This is a genomic window from Roseovarius sp. (assembly GCF_027019125.1).
In the GTDB taxonomy this organism is placed as follows: Bacteria; Pseudomonadota; Alphaproteobacteria; order Rhodobacterales; family Rhodobacteraceae; genus Roseovarius.
Window position 1 is genome coordinate 25,262 of sequence record NZ_JALUXE010000010.1, and the last position, 16,407, is coordinate 41,668.

The window sequence follows — 16,407 nt, forward strand, 5'->3', positions numbered from 1 at the left end:
CCAGGCAGCATCAGCGGACCAAGCTGCGCATGCCCTGATCGAGCCCTTCGAGGGTCATGGGGACCATGCGATCCTCGAAAATCTCGCGGATCATGGCGATGGACTGGGTGTAGTCCCACTCGGCGCGCGGCACGGGGTTGATCCAGAGATGATCCGGCCATTGGCTGCGCGCGCGGGAGAGCCAGACCTGCCCCGCTTCGGCGTTCCAATGTTCATTGGCCCCGCCGGGATAGGCGATTTCATAGGGGGACATGCTGGCATCGCCCACGAAGATGCATTTGTAATCCGGGCCATAGGTACGCAGCACGTCCTGGGTCGGGGTTTGCGCGTTCCAGCGGCGGGCATTGTCGCGCCAGACACCCTCATACAGGCAGTTGTGGAAATAGTAATATTCAAGGTGTTTGAATTCGGCGCGGGCGGCGCTGAACAGCTCCTCCACCACCTTGATATGTGGGTCCATCGAGCCGCCGACATCGAGAAAGAGCAGCACCTTGACCGCATTGCGCCGCTCTGGCCGGGTCTGCACGTCGAGATAGCCATGTTCGGCGGTGGCGCGGATGGTGCCGTCGAGATCAAGCTCTTCGGCTGCCCCGTCGCGCGCCCATTTGCGCAGGCGTTTGAGCGCCACCTTGATGTTGCGGGTGCCCAGTTCGACCGAATCGTCGAGATTGCGGAACTCGCGCTTGTCCCAGACCTTGACCGCGCGGCGGTGGCGGCTTTGGTCCTGACCGATGCGCACGCCTTCGGGGTTGTAGCCATAGGCCCCGAAGGGTGAGGTGCCCGCCGTGCCGATCCATTTGGAGCCGCCCTGATGGCGGCCCTGCTGCTCTTTGAGGCGCTCGCGCAGGGTATCCATCAGTTTCTCGAACCCGCCGAGTGCCTCGATTTCGGCGCGCTCTTCGGGCGTCAGGTGCTTTTCGGCCAGTTTCTGCAGCCATTCGGCGGGCAGGTCGACGGCATCGAGCACGTCCTGGGCGGTGATTGCCTCGAGCCCGGAAAAGCTGGCGGAAAAGGCCTGATCGAAGCGGTCGATATGGCGTTCGTCTTTGACCATGGCGCTGCGGGCGAGGTAATAGAATCCCTCGACATCATAGGTGACAAGGCCACGGCCCATCGCCTCGAGAAAGGTCAGGTATTCGCGCAAGGAGACCGGCAGGCCCGCGCGTCTGAGGTTCTCGAAGAACGGCAGAAACATCGCGGATCAGAGCGCGTTGCGGTGGATGATCAGCGTTGCAAAGAGGCCGACAAGGGAGAAGATCAGCGCGTAGACAAAGGCATATTGCAGAATATCCGCCAGCTTGCCCTTGCGCCGCCGTGCCAGGAGCGCGCCGGTGAGCGCGCCCAATAGTGCCCCGATGATTACGATCATGCCTTACCCGTTCGGTCCTTTGAGCGGGCTGAGCGCGCCAACTTCGCGCAGTTTGGCACGCACGGCCCAATCCGCGCCATACCCGTAACGCGCCCAGCCCAGACTGTCCAGCCTGACGGCCTGCGCCTCGGAGACGCGGCCCGAGAGATCGAGCGCCTCTGCGCGCAGCATCATCAGCGTGGCCAGGAGGGCCGCGTTCTCGGCGCGCTCAGCCGTGGCCAGATGCGGACCGATGAGCATGAGCGCATCTTCGCCGCGGCCCTGCGCGATGGCATAGGCGGCCAGTTGTGCGGCGGCAAAGGCGCGGTGCAGTTCGGTGCCGGGGTTGGCCTCGTAGAAGCGTTCGGCGAGGACGAATTGTTCCTGCGCGAAATCGGGATCGGAGGCCTGGGTGATCCGGCCAAGCGCGAAATGGCTGAAGGCGCGGCGATGATCGCTCCAGCCCACGGCCTGTGCGATGCGCACCGCGTCTGCGGCGGCGGCGCGCCGCTCTAACGGGCGGGCACCCGGCCCGAGCGCGGTCTGAACGGCGTCGATCCAGGCCCGAGGGGTAGAGCCGGCAAAGCGGGGGGCAAGGCCATCCCCGGCGGGGTTGAGGCGCGACAGGATGGCGGGCAGGCGCTCTTCCACCTCGCGGCGGGTCATGCCGGCGCGCAGTTCGGGGGCGTAGAACACCCTGAGCACCAGCATGTCGAAGCCGGTCAGCACGGCGTGGACGTTGTCGTCGTTAAAGACGCTGTCGGAGAGGCGGTAGAGATCGTTGAGGGGCCCGAGCGCCTGTGCCAATTCCTCGTGCAGGCAATCGCGCACCTCTTGCGGGCTGGTGTCATTGGGCACGAAGATGGCGATTTTCTCGCGTTGGCGCATCTGGCTCCAATCCGTTGCGCGGGTATTGCGGGCGGCGCGGTATTGCGAGAGGCGCGAGATATTGGGCACGACGAAACAGGCGGCCTTGGGCAGGGCGCGCTGGATGGCGTCGCGGCTGACCGCCTCGATGGTGATGTTGGCGGGGCCGTCGGAGACGCGGGTGATGTTGATCCCCGCCTCGGTTTGCAGCCGGTGCAGCAGGCGGTTGAGGTCCGAGATAAGGGTGATCGGCGGTTCGCCGGTGACGCGCAGGGTGATGGGCCCCTCGAATCGCGAGAAATGTTGCAACATGCGTCCCGATTCAAGCTGGAAGGCCAGATCGAGGATGTCGCGCTGAATATCGCGGTTCGCGCGTTGCGGCGGCAGGGGACGGGGCGCGGAAAACGCCTTCATCGGGGGCATGCCAGCTTCTTCGGGCATGGCGGCGCGGGTGGCCGGTTCGTGATAGCTATAATTGCCGGGCACACAGGCCCCCAGCATCAGGCAGATTGGAAGGATGACACGACGCATAAGACCCCCGTAACCTAAATCTAAACCAAGGAGCCCGCCGCCGCTGTGGCGCGGGTCCAGTCGCCGACGGGGGCGGGCCGGGGGCGCACAAGACCCATCGGCCCTGCGCAGCGTATCCCTGCCACGGCCTTTGCCGGGTCGGGGGTAGAATTCATTTTCATCCTGTCCCGCGTAAGGAGCATTTGCGGCAAAATTGTGGCAAATGCATCTTAGCACGGAACAGGGCGCATGCCATGGTTGAAATACGTTTTAAAACAATGGCATAAGTCTTGGTTAATTTATCTCTGACGGCGCGCCATGAAGGCGAGACGCTCAAAGAGGTGCACGTCCTGCTCGTTCTTGAGCAAGGCACCATGCAGTTTCGGCAGGGCATCGGCCCCGTCGCGGCGCAGATCCTCGGGGGTCAGATCCTCGGCCAGGATCAATTTGAGCCAGTCCAGCACCTCTGAGGTGGAGGGCTTTTTCTTGAGGCCGGGTTGTTCGCGGATCTCGAAGAACTGGGTGAGAGCGGTCGAAAGGAGCGCGTCCTTGATGCCCGGATGATGCACCTCGACGATACGCCGCAGGGTTTCGGGGTCGGGAAAGCGGATGTAGTGAAAGAAGCAGCGGCGCAGAAAGGCGTCGGGCAGTTCCTTTTCGTTATTCGAGGTGATGATGATGACGGGGCGGTGGCGCGCGCGAATGGTCTCGCCGGTTTCGTAGACATGGAATTCCATGCGGTCGAGTTCTTGCAGCAAATCGTTGGGAAACTCGATGTCGGCCTTGTCGATCTCGTCTATCAGCAGCACGACCTTTTCCTCGGACGCGAACGCCTCCCACAGCTTGCCGCGTTTGATGTAATTGGCCACGTCATGCACCCGCGCCTCGCCCAACTGGCTGTCGCGCAGACGGCTGACGGCATCGTATTCATAGAGGCCCTGTTGGGCCTTTGTTGTGGATTTGATGTTCCATTCAATGAGGCGCAGCCCGAGCGCACCCGCCACCTGCCGGGCCAGTTCGGTTTTGCCGGTGCCCGGTTCGCCCTTGACCAGAAGGGGGCGTTCCAGCGTGACGGCGGCATTGACGGCGACGGTCAGGTCTTCGGTGGCGACATAGGCCTCGGTGCCTTGGAATTTCATCGGTTTTTCAATCCTGTCAGGGGTCAGCGGCGCTGTGTTCGCGGGCAACCTAGACCGTTCGACAATTCACATCAATGCCGCGTGATTGGCTAGTGACAATCCCGGAAGTGCCGTGTAGATCACCGCGCATGGGGCGCCGACTGTCTGAGGAGTTCATTATGCCAGACACTGGCCTTGATGAGGGGATCGAGATGAAAGCGGAAGTATTTCTGCCCGAAGACTACCAACCTGCCGAGGATGAGCCGTTCATGAACGAGCGGCAGCTGGAGTATTTCCGGCGCAAGCTGATTGCCTGGCGGCTGGAGTTGCTGGAGGGCAGCCGGGAGACGATTGAAGGATTGCAGGATGGCACGCGGGCGATTCCCGACGTGGCCGACCGGGCAAGCGAAGAGACCGACCGCGCGCTGGAGCTGCGCACGCGCGACCGTCAGCGCAAGCTGGTGGGAAAGATCGACGCCGCGCTGCGGCGCATTGAGGATGGCGAATTTGGCTATTGCGAAATGACCGGCGAGCCGATCAGCCTCAAGCGGCTGGATGCACGGCCCATCGCCACCATGACGCTGGAGGCGCAGGAGCGCCACGAGCGGCGTGAAAAGGTGCATCGCGACGATTGAGGTCGCGGCCCAAGACTGAAATTTACACGACAGCGCGCGCCGGGACTTTCCTCCCGGCGCGTTTCGTATCAAGAGGGGTGCCATGACACTGGATGGGCTGAACATCGCGGTCATCGGGGCCGGAATTGGCGGGCTGGCTGTGGCGCGCGCGCTCTGCCTGCGCGGTGCGGATGTGACGCTGTTGGAGCAGGCACCCGAGATTTCCGAAGTGGGCGCGGGGTTGCAGATCAGCCCCAATGGCTTTGCCGTGTTGCGCGCGCTTGGGCTGGGGGACGCGCTGGCGGCGCGGTCGGTGCAGGCCCAAGCCGTCAGCCTGCGCGACTACCGGCGCGGTGAGGTGCTGCGTCTGGACCTCTCTGGTTTGCAGGACCGCGACTATCATTTCATCCACCGGGCGGACCTGATCGAGGTGCTGGCCGAGGGCGCGCGCAATGCGGGCGTCAAGCTGCGCCTGATGCAGAAGGTGAGCGCGGTCGGGAGCGGCGCGCGCCCTTGTGTGCGGATGGCCAATGACTCGCGGTTTGATGCGGATCTCGTGATCGGGGCGGATGGGTTGCATTCGGTGGTGCGGCGCGCGCTCAACGGCACGCTGGCGCCGTTCTTTACCCGGCAGGTGGCGTGGCGGGCGGTGGTGCCCAACCTCTGGGCGCGTGGCCCCGAGGCACAGGTCCATATGGGGCCAATGCGCCATGTGGTCAGCTACCCGTTGCGCGGCGGGGCGCTGCTCAATCTGGTGGCGGTGCAGGAGCGCGCCGCCTGGACCGAGGAAAGCTGGAGCCAGAGGGATGATCCGCTGGCGCTGCGCGCGGCCTTTGGCGATTTCGGGCCGGAGGTGCAGGCGATGCTGTCGGCGGTCGAGGAGGTGCATCTCTGGGGGCTCTTCCGGCATCCGGTGGCGCGCGTCTGGCAGCGCGACGGTCTCGCGCTCTTGGGGGATGCGGCGCACCCAACCTTGCCCTTCATGGCGCAGGGGGCGTCGATGGCGCTGGAGGATGCCTGGGTGCTGGTCGATGCGCTGAGTGCTTCAGCCGGGTTTGCCGAGGGGCTGGCGGCCTATCAGGGGCGGCGCGAGGCGCGGGTGCGGCGGGTGGTCGAGGCGGCCAATCGCAATGCGTGGAAATACCACCTGAGTTTTCCGCCGCTTCGCTGGGCGGCGCATGGTGTGCTGCGGGCTGGGGGGGCGTTGGCCCCCGACCGGATGCTGCGGCAGTTTGATTGGCTCTATGGCCATGACGTGACGCGACAGGCGGGGTGAGGGCGGCTGCCCCCGCTTTGGCACGCTTATTTGAAGTTGCGGCTTTCCTTGATCTGCTCCCAGGCCCAGACGACCTGTTGCAGTTGCTCTTCCTGGCTGCGGTCGCCGCCGTTGATGTCAGGATGCAGCACCTTGATCAGCGATTTATACGCCTTGCGCAATTCGGCCTTGGTCCAGGTGTCCTCGGCCTCGAGAATTTCGATGGCGCGGCGTTCGGTGGGGGGCAGTTTGCGGGTGCCGCCCTTTTTCTTGCCGGGGTTCTGGGTGGCGTTGACGCCCAGCACCTGATGCGGGTCCTCGATGCCCAGACGTGCCCAGGCGCGTGCCTCGGGGTCGGTGATGCGGCGGGTTTCACGCTCCCACACCTTGTCCTTGGACATTTGCGCGTTCAATTCGGCCTCGGTGGTGCCGTCAAAGAAATTCCATTTCAGGTTATAGTCGCGCACATGCTGCTGGCAGAACCAGAAGTAATCGTCGAGCACATCGGGGGCCTTGGGCGCGCGGAATTTGCCCGCCTCTTCGCAGCCTTCGTGATCGCAGACGCGGGTCGATGTTTCGGAGGCGCCCGACATGCCCCTCCGACCACGCGGATTCTTCTTCTTGGCCGAGGAGACGGACATATCGAAACCGAAGGGATCTGATTTGGACATGGGGCTAACCTTTGCGAGTCGGAGACGAGAGTGTATGCCAAAACGCGGGAAATTGAAGGGGCGGGGGGTAAAATATTCCCGGTCGAGACGCGCATTCGGGGCTTGACAGAGGGGCCCTGCGCGCGGCGGTCGTGGGTTAGTCGATCTCGATCATATCGGATGATCGCGGCGGTAGGGGTGCCGCATCGGGGGTTGTATCGGCGGCGGTGGTCTGGTCCGTGCCGGGGACCATGACCTCGCGGCGAAAGACCGCGACAGAGCGATAGACGGTATGAGTGGAGGTCAGACCCTGCCGCTCTTCGCTGGGCAGTATATCGGTGCGCAGATATTCCCAACCGGCGCGTGCCATGTCGTTGAGCAAATCCTCGACACCGAGGGCAAAGCGCGCCTCGGGGGTCTTGACGCCGGGAGCCTTGCGGCCACGGGTGGGGGCGGGCAGGACCTTGTATTCGTAAAGGGGCATGGTGGCTCCGGTCTGATGCAGGCGCCATACCTTACGCGACTGGTCCGGGGGCGCAAGCGAAACACGAAACCCCGGACCGATGGTCCGGGGTTGAGTATCGGGGCAGAACGGGAGCCGTTACTTGGGGCCCGGTCCGATCACCATGATCATCTGGCGGCCTTCCATCTTGGGCATGTTCTCGACCCGGCCCACATCCTTGATGTCTTCGGCAATCCGTTCGAGAAGCTGGCGACCCAGATCCTGATGCGCCATTTCGCGGCCACGAAAGCGCAGGGTGATCTTGACCTTGTCACCGCCTTGCAGGAATTTCACCACGCTGCGCATCTTGACGTCGTAGTCATGCGTGTCGGTGCCGGGGCGGAACTTGATTTCCTTGACCTCGATCACCTTCTGTTTCTTGCGCGCTTCGGCTTCGCGTTTCTGCTGTTCGTACTTGTACTTGCCGAAATCCATGATCTTGCAGACCGGCGGCGTGGCGCTTGGTGAGATTTCGACCAGATCCAGCCCCGCCTCTTCGGCCATTTCGAGCGCGCGTTGCGGGCTGATGAGCCCCACGTTTTCGCCGTCTGCGCCAATCAGGCGGATTTCGTCACAGCGAATGCGGTCATTGATACGGGGGCCGGTTTCGCGCGTAGGGGGCGCGTTGTGGGGTCTGCGGGCTATGGCTTTGATCCTTCGATTGTTAGGAGGCTCGGGTGAATTTGAAGCTGCAAAGTAAACGCGGTGCGGCGCGCTTTCAAGCTGCAAATCGGCCGATCTGAGCCGAAAGCGGGTCATTTCCCCCTTGCGCCTTTCCATTTATGCCCACATCTGGAAGGGAGATGGCAAAGGGCCGTGCGGCAAGCGCGCGATCCGGACAGTTTTGAGGAGATGAGTATGAAAAACTTGATTTGGATTCTCGTGGCGGCGGTTGTGCTGGGGGGCGGGTACCTGCTCTTTTCCGGCAAGTCGGTAGATGAGGTGGTCGAGAGCATCAGCCCCGGTGCGACAGAGGTCGAGGCACCGGCGGCCCTGGAAGATGCAGCGGCAGCAGTGGGCGACGCGGCAGAGGCGGCGGCGGATACCGCAGCAGAGGCGGTGGAAGCTGCCACCGAGGCGGCAAGCGATGCAGCCGAGGCCGTGAGCGAAACGGCGTCAGAGGCGGTTGAGGCGGCGACCGAGGTCGCGACCGGGGCCGCGGATACCGCGACCGAGGCGGCAAGCGATGCAGCCGAGGCCGTGAGCGAAACCGCATCAGAGGCGGTTGAGGCGGCGACCGAGGTCGCAACCGGGGCTGCGGATACCGCGACCGAGGCAGCCGATGCCGCGCAAGAGAGCGCGGCGGAGACGGTTGAGGCCGCGCAAGAGGCGGTGAACGAGGCGGCGAGCGAAGCCACGGAGACCGGGACTGCGGCGGTCGAGGCTGCGACGGAGGCTGCCGAGGGTGTCAGCGAAACCGCAAGCGACGCGGCGACCACCGCAGAAGAGAGCGCGGCAGAAGCGGTTGAGAGCGCGCAGGATGCTGCCGCAGAGGCCGCAGCGGATGCGGTGTCGGCCGCGGTCGATCAGCCCGCCACAGCGGCGGAAGTGGCCCCCGAGGCGCTGACGGTCGAGGGTTTTGATCTGACGCAGGTTCAGACGCTGATTGAGGGGTCCGATGTGAGCCCCCTGCAAAAGACGATGTTGCTGGAAGGTGTCAAGGCAGCGCAGGACAATCCCGAGTTGCTGAGGGCAGCGCTGGAAGCGGCACGGGCGGCGCTTGGATACTGATCCGTAGGGTTACATTAATAATCCCGCGCAAGGTGTTGTCCTTGCGCGGGTTTTTCATTTCTGGTGCATGGTGCCCTCAGTCGAGGAATGCTTTTTCCACGACATATTCCTTGGGGTCGGAATTGGCCCCTTCGCGCAGCCCGTAGCCTTCGAGCATGTCCTTGATTTCAAGGTTGAAGGCGAGGTTGCCGCAGACCATGGCACGGTCGGTTTCGGGGCTGAGCGGCGCCACGCCCAGATCGGCAAAGACTTCGCCCGAGCGCATGAGATCGGTGATGCGGCCCATCTTGGGGCTCGCCTCGCGTGTGGTGGTCGGGTAGTAGCGCAGCTTGTCGGCGAAACCTTCACCGATCAGTTCGGCCAGCATCTCGTCGTTGCGGATGCTCTCGATCAACTCGGCCCCATATTGCAATTCGCCGACTTCGCGGCAGGTGTGGGTGATGATCACCTCATCGTAATCGTGATAGGTTTGCGGGTCGCGCAAAAGCGAGGCGAAGGGGGCAAAGCCTGTGCCGGTGGCAAAGAACCAGATCCGCTTGCCGGGCAAGAGCGCGTCATGCACCAGCGTGCCCACTGGCTTCGGGCGCAGGATGATTTCATCCCCCACTTCGATATGTTGCAGGCGGCTGGTGAGCGGGCCGTCCTGCACCTTGATCGAGTAGAATTCCAACTCGTCATCCCAAGAGGGCGAGGCGATGGAATAGGCGCGCAGGAGTGGCTTTTCCTTGCCGGTTTTCTCGTCGGTCTGCATGAGACCAATCATCACGAATTCGCCGGAGCGAAAGCGCAGGGACGCGGGCCGGGTCACGCGGAAGGAAAACAGCCGGTCGGTCCAGTGTTTGACCTCTGTCACGGTCTGCGCATCGGGAATCGCAAGGGTTTTTGGCGCTTTGGCGCTCGCTTGGGTCACGGCGGTCATCTCGTTCATGGTGTGCTCTGCCGGTCGATTAAACCGACATCCTTTCTTAATCTTTGATTCAGGTCAGGTGAAGGCGGTAATCAGCCGCGCAGCCGCGCCTGGTAGTCATGCGCCTGCCAATCGGCCCGAAAGAGCCAGTCCGCCTCGGGCTGACGGGCGGCGAGGGCATCGGAAATCTCCACCTCGTCAAAGCCCGAGCGCCGGGCCATCGCGTATTGATCGGCAATGACGTGACCGCGGGCGCGCAGCCGCCCGGTATAGCCCATCAGCCGCAATTGCCGCGCGATGGAATAGCCGCGCCCATCGGCGGCAGAGGGGAAATCCACGCGAATGAAGGTGACACCCTCCAGCCGCCCGGCCAGCGTGGCGGGGTTGGTATCATTGGGCAGATCGAGGGCGGTCGCCTCGGGGCCCGCCTCGGCCAAGGGGGTGATGGGGGCGGTCCAGTCGTCGGGGCCAAAGCCCCGGTCGGTGACGAGTACGGTCATGCGGAAACTCCTCTTCGCACCATCTTGCCGTTGACAAAATGGATGCCACATTCGGTTTTGTCCTGATCGCGCCAGCGGCCCGATCGGGGGTCTTCGCCCGGCTTGACGGGCGTGGTGCAGGGCATGCAGCCAATGGAGGGATAGCCGCGCGCCACCAGCGGGTGCCGGGGCAGGCGGTTTTCGTCCATATAGGTACGGATATCCTCGGGCGTCCAATGCGCCAGCGGATTGACCTTGATCCGGCCTGTCTCTTCCTCGACCTCGAAGAAATCGAGCGTGGCGCGGGTGCCGGACTGATAGCGTTTGCGCCCGGTGATCCAGCCGTCAAAGCCCGCGAGCGCCTCTTGCAGGGGCACGGTCTTGCGCAGGGCGCAGCAGGCATCGGTATCGCGTTGATGCAGGGTTGCGTCAGGGTCCTGGGCCTTCAAGTCGGCCTGATCCGCACGGATGATGCGCAGATCGCTCAGATTGAGCCGCTCGGCCAGTTCCTGTTGGTAGACCAGCGTTTCGGCAAAGAGCATCGCCGTGTCGATAAAGATCACCGGCGTGTCGCGACGGGTGACAGAGACCATGTGCAAGAGCACGACGGATTCCGCGCCAAAGCTCGAGACAAGCGCAAGCTTGCCCGCCTGAGGATCGCGCAGCGCGTGTTCAAGCACCGACACCGCCGAGTGATGGCGGTACCGGTCGTTGAGCGCGTGAACCCGTGTGATCAGGTCACTCTGCGGCATGAGCGCGAGCCTCTTGATCGTAGAGCGCGGATTTGAAGGGGGCCATCCCGAGGCGGTTGTAGGCTTCGAGGAAGGTCTCTTCCGGTCCTTCGCGCAGGTCGAGATAGGCGAAGATCACACGCTCGATGGCGGGCACGATCTCGTCATAGGCAAAGCCCGGTCCGGTGCGGGTGCCGATGACGGTGGTCTCGGAGGGATCGCCGCCGAGGGTGATCTGATAGTTCTCCACCCCCGCACGGTCGAGGCCAAGGATGCCGATATGACCCACGTGGTGATGACCGCAGGCGTTGATGCAACCCGAAATCTTGATCTGGAGATGGCCCACCTCATGCTCGATCTTGAGCTCTTCGAGCCGGGTGGCGATGCCTTGGGCCACGGGAATCGAGCGGGCAGTGGCGAGGGCGCAGTAATCCATGCCGGGGCAGGCGATGATATCCGAGGCGAGGCCGATGTTGCCGGTGGCCAGGCCAACGGTTTTCAGGGCCGCATGCACGGCGGGAATGTCGGCCAAGGCGACATGCGGCAGCACGAGGTTCTGCGCGTGGCTGGCGCGGATGTCGTTATGACCATACCGCTCGGCCAGATCGGCCACGAGGCGCATCTGGTCGGCAGAGGCATCGCCGGGGGTTTCGCCATGGGCCTTGAGGCTGATCGTGACGATGCCGTGATCGGCGTGTTTATGCGCCGTCACATTGGTATCGGCCCAGGCACGGAACACCGGATCGGCGTCGCGGGCGGCGTAATAGGGGGCTGCGTCGCGCTCGGACAAGGTGGGTGTGACAAAGGCCGCGTTGATGCGCGCGAGCCACTCCTGATCGACGCCCGAGAAGGCCGCGCGGCGGCGGGGGAATTCCTCCTCGACCAGCGCGCGGATTTCATCGAGGCCGTTCTCATGCACGGTGATCTTGATGCGCGCCTTGTACTTGTTGTCGCGCCGTCCGATGCGGTTGTAGGTGGCGAGCACCGCCTCGAGGTAGGGCAGAAGATCGGCACGGGGCAGGAAATCGCGCAAGAGTTTGGCCACCATCGGCGTGCGGCCCATGCCGCCGCCGACCCAGACCTCGAAGCCGCGCGCGCCGTCGCGCTCGACGATCTTGAGGCCGATGTCATGGCTCTTCATCACCGCGCGGTCGGAGTCAGAAGCGATCACGGCGATCTTGAACTTGCGCGGCAGGAACTGGAATTCGGGGTGGTCGGTGGACCATTGCCGCACCAGTTCGGCCACCGGGCGGGGGTCCTCGATTTCATCCGCGGCGGCGCCGGCGAAATGATCGGAGGTGACGTTGCGGATGGTGTTGCCGGAGGTCTGGATGGCGTGCATCCCCACCTCTGCCAGCGCGTCGAGCATATCCGGCACATCGCGCAGTTGCGGCCAGTTGTACTGGATATTGGTGCGGGTGGTGAAATGGCCATAACCCTTGTCCCACCGCTCGGCCAGATAGGCCAGTTGGCGCAGCTTGGCGGGATCGAGCGAGCCATAGGGAATGGCCACGCGCAGCATGTAGGCGTGCAGTTGCAGGTAAAGCCCGTTCATCAGGCGCAGGGGGCGAAACTCATCCTCGGTCAGGTTGCCGGCGATGCGGCGCTCGACCTGCGCGCGGAACTGGCGGTTGCGTTCCGCGATGAACGCGGTGTCGAAATCGTTGTATTGATACATTGGTGTCTCCTGCGCGTGTCGCGTGGGTCAGGCGTGGTTCAGGCTGTCGGCCTGTTTGCCGTGAAAGAGGTTCGAGGGGCCCTTGCGGCGGAAATCCTCGCGGAAATGGGTGGGCTCGGGGCCGTTCACGCCAGGGCGCACATCGGCGAGATAGGCCCCGACGATTTCGCCCACGCGGGCCTGGGCCTGAAGCAGGCGATAATCGGCATCCGCCTCGTCGGTCAGCACCTCGGCCTCGGCCAGATCGCGCGACCATGCGTCGGCGGCGGTGAGATAGACGACATCGCCCTCGATCAGGGCGTTGGCGGTGACGACCTTGGGGGTGAATTCTTGGGCCATGTCAGGCAAGCTCCTGTTTCGAGTGGATCATCTGGGCCTCGGCGGCGCGGGGCGCCAGACCGAGAAAGGTGAGCGCGGGACCGGTGATCGCGGCCTCGGCCAGATCGGCGGGCAAACGGTCGAGCGTGGTGGCAAGGACACGCTGATCGGGGCGGCTGGCGTTTTCGATCACGGTGACGGGGGTGGCGCGGTCGGCCCCGTGCATGATCAACCGGCCCTGGATGAAGCGCGCGGATTTCTTGCCCATGTAGATCGCGGCCACCTCGCCGGGACGGGCGAGCGCGGACCAGTCGTGATCGGCAAAGCCCTTCATGTCATGGCCGGTCAAGAAACGCACCGAGGCGTTGCGGCCGCGTTGCGTGAGGCTCTGACCGATGCTGGCGACCGAGGCCGAGGCTGCGGTGATGCCCGGCACCACATGCCACGAAATCCCGGCGGCGGTGACAGCCTCGATTTCCTCGTCCAGGCGGCCAAAGACCGTGGGATCGCCCCCCTTGAGGCGCACGACCTGCGCGCCAGTGGCGGCATGTTCGACGATCAGGGCGTTGATCGCCTCTTGTGACATGGATTTTCCAAAGCCTTCTTTGCCGGCGTCGATCAGGATCGCCTCGCGGCGGGCGAGTTCGAGGATTTCGGGTGTCACGAGCCGGTCGTGGATCACCACATCGGCGGTATCGAGCGCCTTGCGGGCCTTGAGGGTCAAAAGCTCTGGATCGCCCGGACCGGCACCGACAAAGGCCACGTGACCCTCGCGCGCGTCCGCGTTCCTGTGTTTTTCAAGAATGGTTTGCAAGGCGGCCTTGACGTGCTCTTCGCCGCCCTGATCCATCGCGCGGGGGCCTGCGTTGAAATAGTAATCGGCCCAGAAATCACGACGGCGGCGGCCCATGGGCAGCACATCGGCCGCCTTGCGAAAGGCCTTGCCAAGACGTGCGAGGGGGCCAAGCGTGGCGGGCAGGCGCGCCTCGAGATCGGCCTTGATGGCGCGGGCCAGAACCGGGGCCGCGCCTTCGGTCCCGATGGCCACGGTCACCGGATCACGGTCGACGATGGCGGGGGTGATGAATTGGCTGTCCTCGAGGTTGTCCACGATGTTCACAAGCGCCCCGTCCGCCCGTGCGATGGCCGATGTGCGGGCATCCTCGGCGGCATCCTCGTCGGCGGCGTAGAAGAGCACGGCGCAGAGGGCGTCGCCGGGCTGCATCGCGCGACGAATGAGATGCAGCCGACCCTCGGAAGCCCACTGCGCGATCTCGGGGGCGGGTTCGGCGGCGAAAACGGTCAGATGTGCCTCGGTCTTGAGCAACAGACGCAGTTTGGCCAAGGCAGCCTCACCGCCGCCCGAAAGAACGATGCGGCGTCCCTCGACGGCGAGAAAGATCGGGAAATGTTTCATCGGGCGGGCCTCGGGGAACGGTTTGACTCTGCCCCTAATATAGGAAATATTCCCGGTTAAGCGCCATACGTCGACGGGAATAAGGAAGTTTGTTCCAAACTGCGTCGGGTCTGGTTGGAATGTTTCGACAAAAGGAAGAAATTGGAATGGCTGTTCGCCTCGACGATCTGGATCGGAAAATCCTTGTGCAGTTGCAGGAGGATGGGGGGCAATCTCTGGACGATATTGCCAAGAACGTGGGCAGTTCCAAGACGCCGGTGTGGAACCGGATTCGCAAGATGCGCGAGGCGGGGGTGATCCGGCAGCAGACCTATCTGCTGGACCCGGAGTCGTTGGGCTTCGAGGCGTGTTTTTTCGTGCTGATCCGCACGTCAGAGCATGACGCAGGCTGGCAGGCGGCGTTTCTGAAGGCGCTCAAGGCGCGCCCCGAAGTGCAGGAGGCGCACCGTCTGGCGGGGGATATCGACTATATCCTCAAGGTGCGGGTGGCCAATGCGCGGGCCTATGACGTGTTCTACCAAGCCCTGATTTCAGAGGTGAAGGTGCATAACGTCACGGCGCTCTTGTCGATGGAAGAGATCAAATCGACCACGATGTTGCCGCTCTGAGATGTTTGGGGGCGCTGCCCCCGTCCCGGACCCTGTCCGGGACTCCCCCGGAGTATTTCTGCCATAAAGAAGCGGGGTCAGGCCTGTTCAAGCGCGGTGATGATCGGTGAAAAATCCGCAGCGGTCAGGCTTGCGCCGCCGACGAGCGCGCCATCGACATCGTCCAGCGCGAAAATCTCGGAGGCATTTGCCGGTTTGACAGAGCCGCCGTAGAGCAGGCGAAAGCCCATCGCGGCCTCTGGACCAAAGCGTGCGCGGAGTTCGCTGCGCAGGAAACGATGCACTTCGGAAATCTGCGAGGGGCTGGGGGTGAGGCCGGTACCGATGGCCCAGATGGGTTCGTAGGCGATCACGGTATTCGCGCCGGTGGCCGTCTCGGGCAGGGAATGGCGCAACTGATCGGCGATGACATCGAGGGTCTGGGCCGCCTCGCGCTCGGCCTCGGATTCGCCGAGGCAGATCACAGCGGTGAGATGGGCGTGATGGGCCGCCGCGGCCTTGGAGGCGACAAGCGCGCTCTCTTCGCCGTGATCCTGCCGCCGCTCGGAATGGCCCAGAATGACCGCCACGGCCCCGGCATCGGCGAGCATCGGAGCGGAGATGTCGCCGGTATGCGCCCCGGAGGCGGCGGCATGGCAATCCTGCGCGCCGATCATCAGGGGGCTGTCGGCGCTGAGGCCAGCGGCCTGAACGATCAGGGTGGCCGGTGGGCAGATCAGGACATCGACGCCAGGCGCGGGGTGGGTGGCGATGAGGGTTTGCAGCTCTGTCAGGCTGGCATTGGTGCCGTTCATTTTCCAATTGCCAGCGGCAAGCTTGCGTCTCATGCGTATAATGTCCAGTTCTTGAAAAGACTTGTGAGGCAAAGCTCACATATTGGCGAATTTGATCGACTCGCCGCAGCCGCAGGCCTCGGTCACGTTGGGATTGTTGAAGACAAACCCGGATTCAAGGAGCGAGGTCTTGTAATCGATCTCGGTGCCGAAAAGGAACATCTGTGCCATGGGGGCGATCAGCACGCGCGCGCCGTCCTGCTCGATCACCTCGTCATGGGGATCAATCTCGGTCACGTAGTCCATGGTATATTCCATGCCCGCGCAGCCGCCTTTCTTGACGCCGATCCTGAGACCTTGATGGCCATCGCGCTGCATCAGCCGGGTGATCTGGCTCACGGCGGCGGGCGTCATGGTGACGGGCGGTTTGCCGGGTATGCCAAACATAAGATCAGCCTCTCAATCCGTTGATTTATTTACATGAACCCAAGTTCAAGGCGTGCTTCGTCGCTCATCATGTCCATCCCCCAGGGCGGTTCCCACACGAGGTGAACATCGACCTGCTTGATACCGGCCAGAGGTTCGATCGCGTCGGCCACCCAGCCCGGCATTTCGCCTGCCACGGGGCAGCCGGGCGCTGTCAGGGTCATGGTGATTGAAACCGCGTTTTCCGCGTCGATATCAATCGTATAGATCAGGCCGAGATCATAGATATTGACCGGAATTTCCGGGTCATACACGGTGCGGCAGGCCTCGACCACCTGATCGAAGAGCGGGTGATCGGTGCTGGAAGGCGCGATCAGCGGGGCCCCTTCGAGCGGCTCTGAACTGTTCATCATGATCGTATCCTGCGGTTATCCTGAGCAAACATATAGGGTTTATCGGCGCGCGCGTCCAGAGG

20 protein-coding genes are annotated in these 16,407 nt (G+C 63.5%); 4 read left to right on the forward strand and 16 right to left on the reverse strand.

Going from position 1 to position 16,407, the window contains the following annotated elements; translation table 11 throughout:
• Window positions 1-10 precede the first annotated feature (10 nt).
• The 4 genes from MVC20_RS05640 to MVC20_RS05655 form a co-directional block, all read right to left on the reverse strand.
• On the reverse strand, window positions 11-1,195 hold the full coding sequence (locus MVC20_RS05640; protein WP_297539303.1) for a VWA domain-containing protein: 1,185 nt from the start codon (window positions 1,193-1,195) through the stop codon (window positions 11-13).
• Between the two features lie 6 nt (window positions 1,196-1,201).
• Window positions 1,202-1,369 (reverse strand): hypothetical protein, encoded by a 168-nt coding sequence (locus tag MVC20_RS05645; RefSeq protein WP_297539305.1) that lies wholly within the window; start codon window positions 1,367-1,369, stop codon window positions 1,202-1,204.
• 3 nt (window positions 1,370-1,372) lie between these two features.
• On the reverse strand, window positions 1,373-2,746 hold the full coding sequence (locus tag MVC20_RS05650) for a DUF2927 domain-containing protein (protein ID WP_297539307.1): 1,374 nt from the start codon (window positions 2,744-2,746) through the stop codon (window positions 1,373-1,375).
• Window positions 2,747-3,024: 278 nt separating this feature from the next.
• Window positions 3,025-3,864: a MoxR family ATPase gene (locus MVC20_RS05655; protein ID WP_297539310.1), complete on the reverse strand. Its 840-nt coding sequence runs from the start codon at window positions 3,862-3,864 to the stop codon at window positions 3,025-3,027.
• A gap of 158 nt (window positions 3,865-4,022) precedes the next feature.
• Here MVC20_RS05655 and dksA point away from each other — a divergent pair, with 158 nt between their 5' ends.
• Both dksA and MVC20_RS05665 read left to right on the forward strand, forming a co-directional pair.
• Window positions 4,023-4,478: an RNA polymerase-binding protein DksA gene (gene dksA, locus MVC20_RS05660; RefSeq protein WP_245875140.1), complete on the forward strand. Its 456-nt coding sequence runs from the start codon at window positions 4,023-4,025 to the stop codon at window positions 4,476-4,478.
• An 82-nt stretch (window positions 4,479-4,560) separates the two neighbouring features.
• On the forward strand, window positions 4,561-5,733 hold the full coding sequence (locus MVC20_RS05665) for an FAD-dependent monooxygenase (RefSeq protein ID WP_297539312.1): 1,173 nt from the start codon (window positions 4,561-4,563) through the stop codon (window positions 5,731-5,733).
• Between the two features lie 26 nt (window positions 5,734-5,759).
• On the opposite strand, the gene MVC20_RS05670 is transcribed toward MVC20_RS05665, so the two are convergent.
• The 3 genes from MVC20_RS05670 to infC all read right to left on the reverse strand — a co-directional run bounded on the left by MVC20_RS05670 (window position 5,760) and on the right by infC (window position 7,509).
• Complete coding sequence (locus MVC20_RS05670) at window positions 5,760-6,383, reverse strand: J domain-containing protein (RefSeq protein ID WP_037271297.1); 624 nt, start codon at window positions 6,381-6,383, stop codon at window positions 5,760-5,762.
• A gap of 136 nt (window positions 6,384-6,519) precedes the next feature.
• Window positions 6,520-6,846 carry a hypothetical protein gene (locus tag MVC20_RS05675; RefSeq protein ID WP_037271298.1) on the reverse strand — a complete coding sequence of 109 codons (327 nt, stop codon included), beginning with the start codon at window positions 6,844-6,846 and terminating at the stop codon, window positions 6,520-6,522.
• A 117-nt stretch (window positions 6,847-6,963) separates the two neighbouring features.
• Window positions 6,964-7,509 (reverse strand): translation initiation factor IF-3, encoded by a 546-nt coding sequence (gene infC / locus MVC20_RS05680; RefSeq protein WP_075571719.1) that lies wholly within the window; start codon window positions 7,507-7,509, stop codon window positions 6,964-6,966.
• Between the two features lie 213 nt (window positions 7,510-7,722).
• Between infC and MVC20_RS05685 the strand changes: the two genes are divergently transcribed.
• A complete protein-coding gene (locus tag MVC20_RS05685; protein WP_297539316.1) occupies window positions 7,723-8,595 on the forward strand; it encodes a translation initiation factor 3 in 873 nt (290 codons plus the stop codon).
• 76 nt (window positions 8,596-8,671) lie between these two features.
• On the opposite strand, the gene MVC20_RS05690 is transcribed toward MVC20_RS05685, so the two are convergent.
• From MVC20_RS05690 to cysG, 6 genes are all read right to left on the reverse strand, one after another.
• Window positions 8,672-9,523 (reverse strand): ferredoxin--NADP reductase, encoded by an 852-nt coding sequence (locus MVC20_RS05690; RefSeq protein ID WP_297539317.1) that lies wholly within the window; start codon window positions 9,521-9,523, stop codon window positions 8,672-8,674.
• 71 nt (window positions 9,524-9,594) lie between these two features.
• Window positions 9,595-10,002, reverse strand: coding sequence for a DUF934 domain-containing protein (locus MVC20_RS05695; RefSeq protein WP_297539319.1), 408 nt, complete (start codon window positions 10,000-10,002; stop codon window positions 9,595-9,597).
• The gene (locus MVC20_RS05700) at window positions 9,999-10,733 is read right to left on the reverse strand and encodes a phosphoadenylyl-sulfate reductase (protein ID WP_037271304.1); all 735 of its coding nucleotides are present in this window, start codon (window positions 10,731-10,733) and stop codon (window positions 9,999-10,001) included. The genes MVC20_RS05695 and MVC20_RS05700 overlap by 4 nt, the downstream gene beginning before the upstream one ends.
• Window positions 10,720-12,390 (reverse strand): nitrite/sulfite reductase, encoded by a 1,671-nt coding sequence (locus tag MVC20_RS05705; protein ID WP_297539321.1) that lies wholly within the window; start codon window positions 12,388-12,390, stop codon window positions 10,720-10,722. The genes MVC20_RS05700 and MVC20_RS05705 overlap by 14 nt, the downstream gene beginning before the upstream one ends.
• Window positions 12,391-12,417: 27 nt before the next feature.
• Window positions 12,418-12,729: a DUF2849 domain-containing protein gene (locus MVC20_RS05710; protein WP_297539323.1), complete on the reverse strand. Its 312-nt coding sequence runs from the start codon at window positions 12,727-12,729 to the stop codon at window positions 12,418-12,420.
• 1 nt (window position 12,730) lies between these two features.
• Window positions 12,731-14,125 (reverse strand): siroheme synthase CysG, encoded by a 1,395-nt coding sequence (gene cysG / locus MVC20_RS05715; RefSeq protein WP_297539325.1) that lies wholly within the window; start codon window positions 14,123-14,125, stop codon window positions 12,731-12,733.
• Between the two features lie 146 nt (window positions 14,126-14,271).
• Between cysG and MVC20_RS05720 the strand changes: the two genes are divergently transcribed.
• Entirely contained in the window at window positions 14,272-14,733 is a 462-nt protein-coding gene (locus MVC20_RS05720; protein ID WP_037271969.1) for an Lrp/AsnC family transcriptional regulator, read from the forward strand.
• Window positions 14,734-14,810: 77 nt separating this feature from the next.
• On the opposite strand, the gene tpiA is transcribed toward MVC20_RS05720, so the two are convergent.
• The 3 genes from tpiA to MVC20_RS05735 are packed head-to-tail and all read right to left on the reverse strand — an operon-like array spanning window position 14,811 to window position 16,345.
• Window positions 14,811-15,560 carry a triose-phosphate isomerase gene (gene tpiA, locus MVC20_RS05725; protein ID WP_297539327.1) on the reverse strand — a complete coding sequence of 250 codons (750 nt, stop codon included), beginning with the start codon at window positions 15,558-15,560 and terminating at the stop codon, window positions 14,811-14,813.
• A gap of 42 nt (window positions 15,561-15,602) precedes the next feature.
• Complete coding sequence (locus MVC20_RS05730; RefSeq protein ID WP_297539329.1) at window positions 15,603-15,953, reverse strand: iron-sulfur cluster assembly accessory protein; 351 nt, start codon at window positions 15,951-15,953, stop codon at window positions 15,603-15,605.
• A 29-nt stretch (window positions 15,954-15,982) separates the two neighbouring features.
• Window positions 15,983-16,345 (reverse strand): SUF system Fe-S cluster assembly protein, encoded by a 363-nt coding sequence (locus MVC20_RS05735; protein WP_297539331.1) that lies wholly within the window; start codon window positions 16,343-16,345, stop codon window positions 15,983-15,985.
• Window positions 16,346-16,407 lie beyond the last annotated feature (62 nt).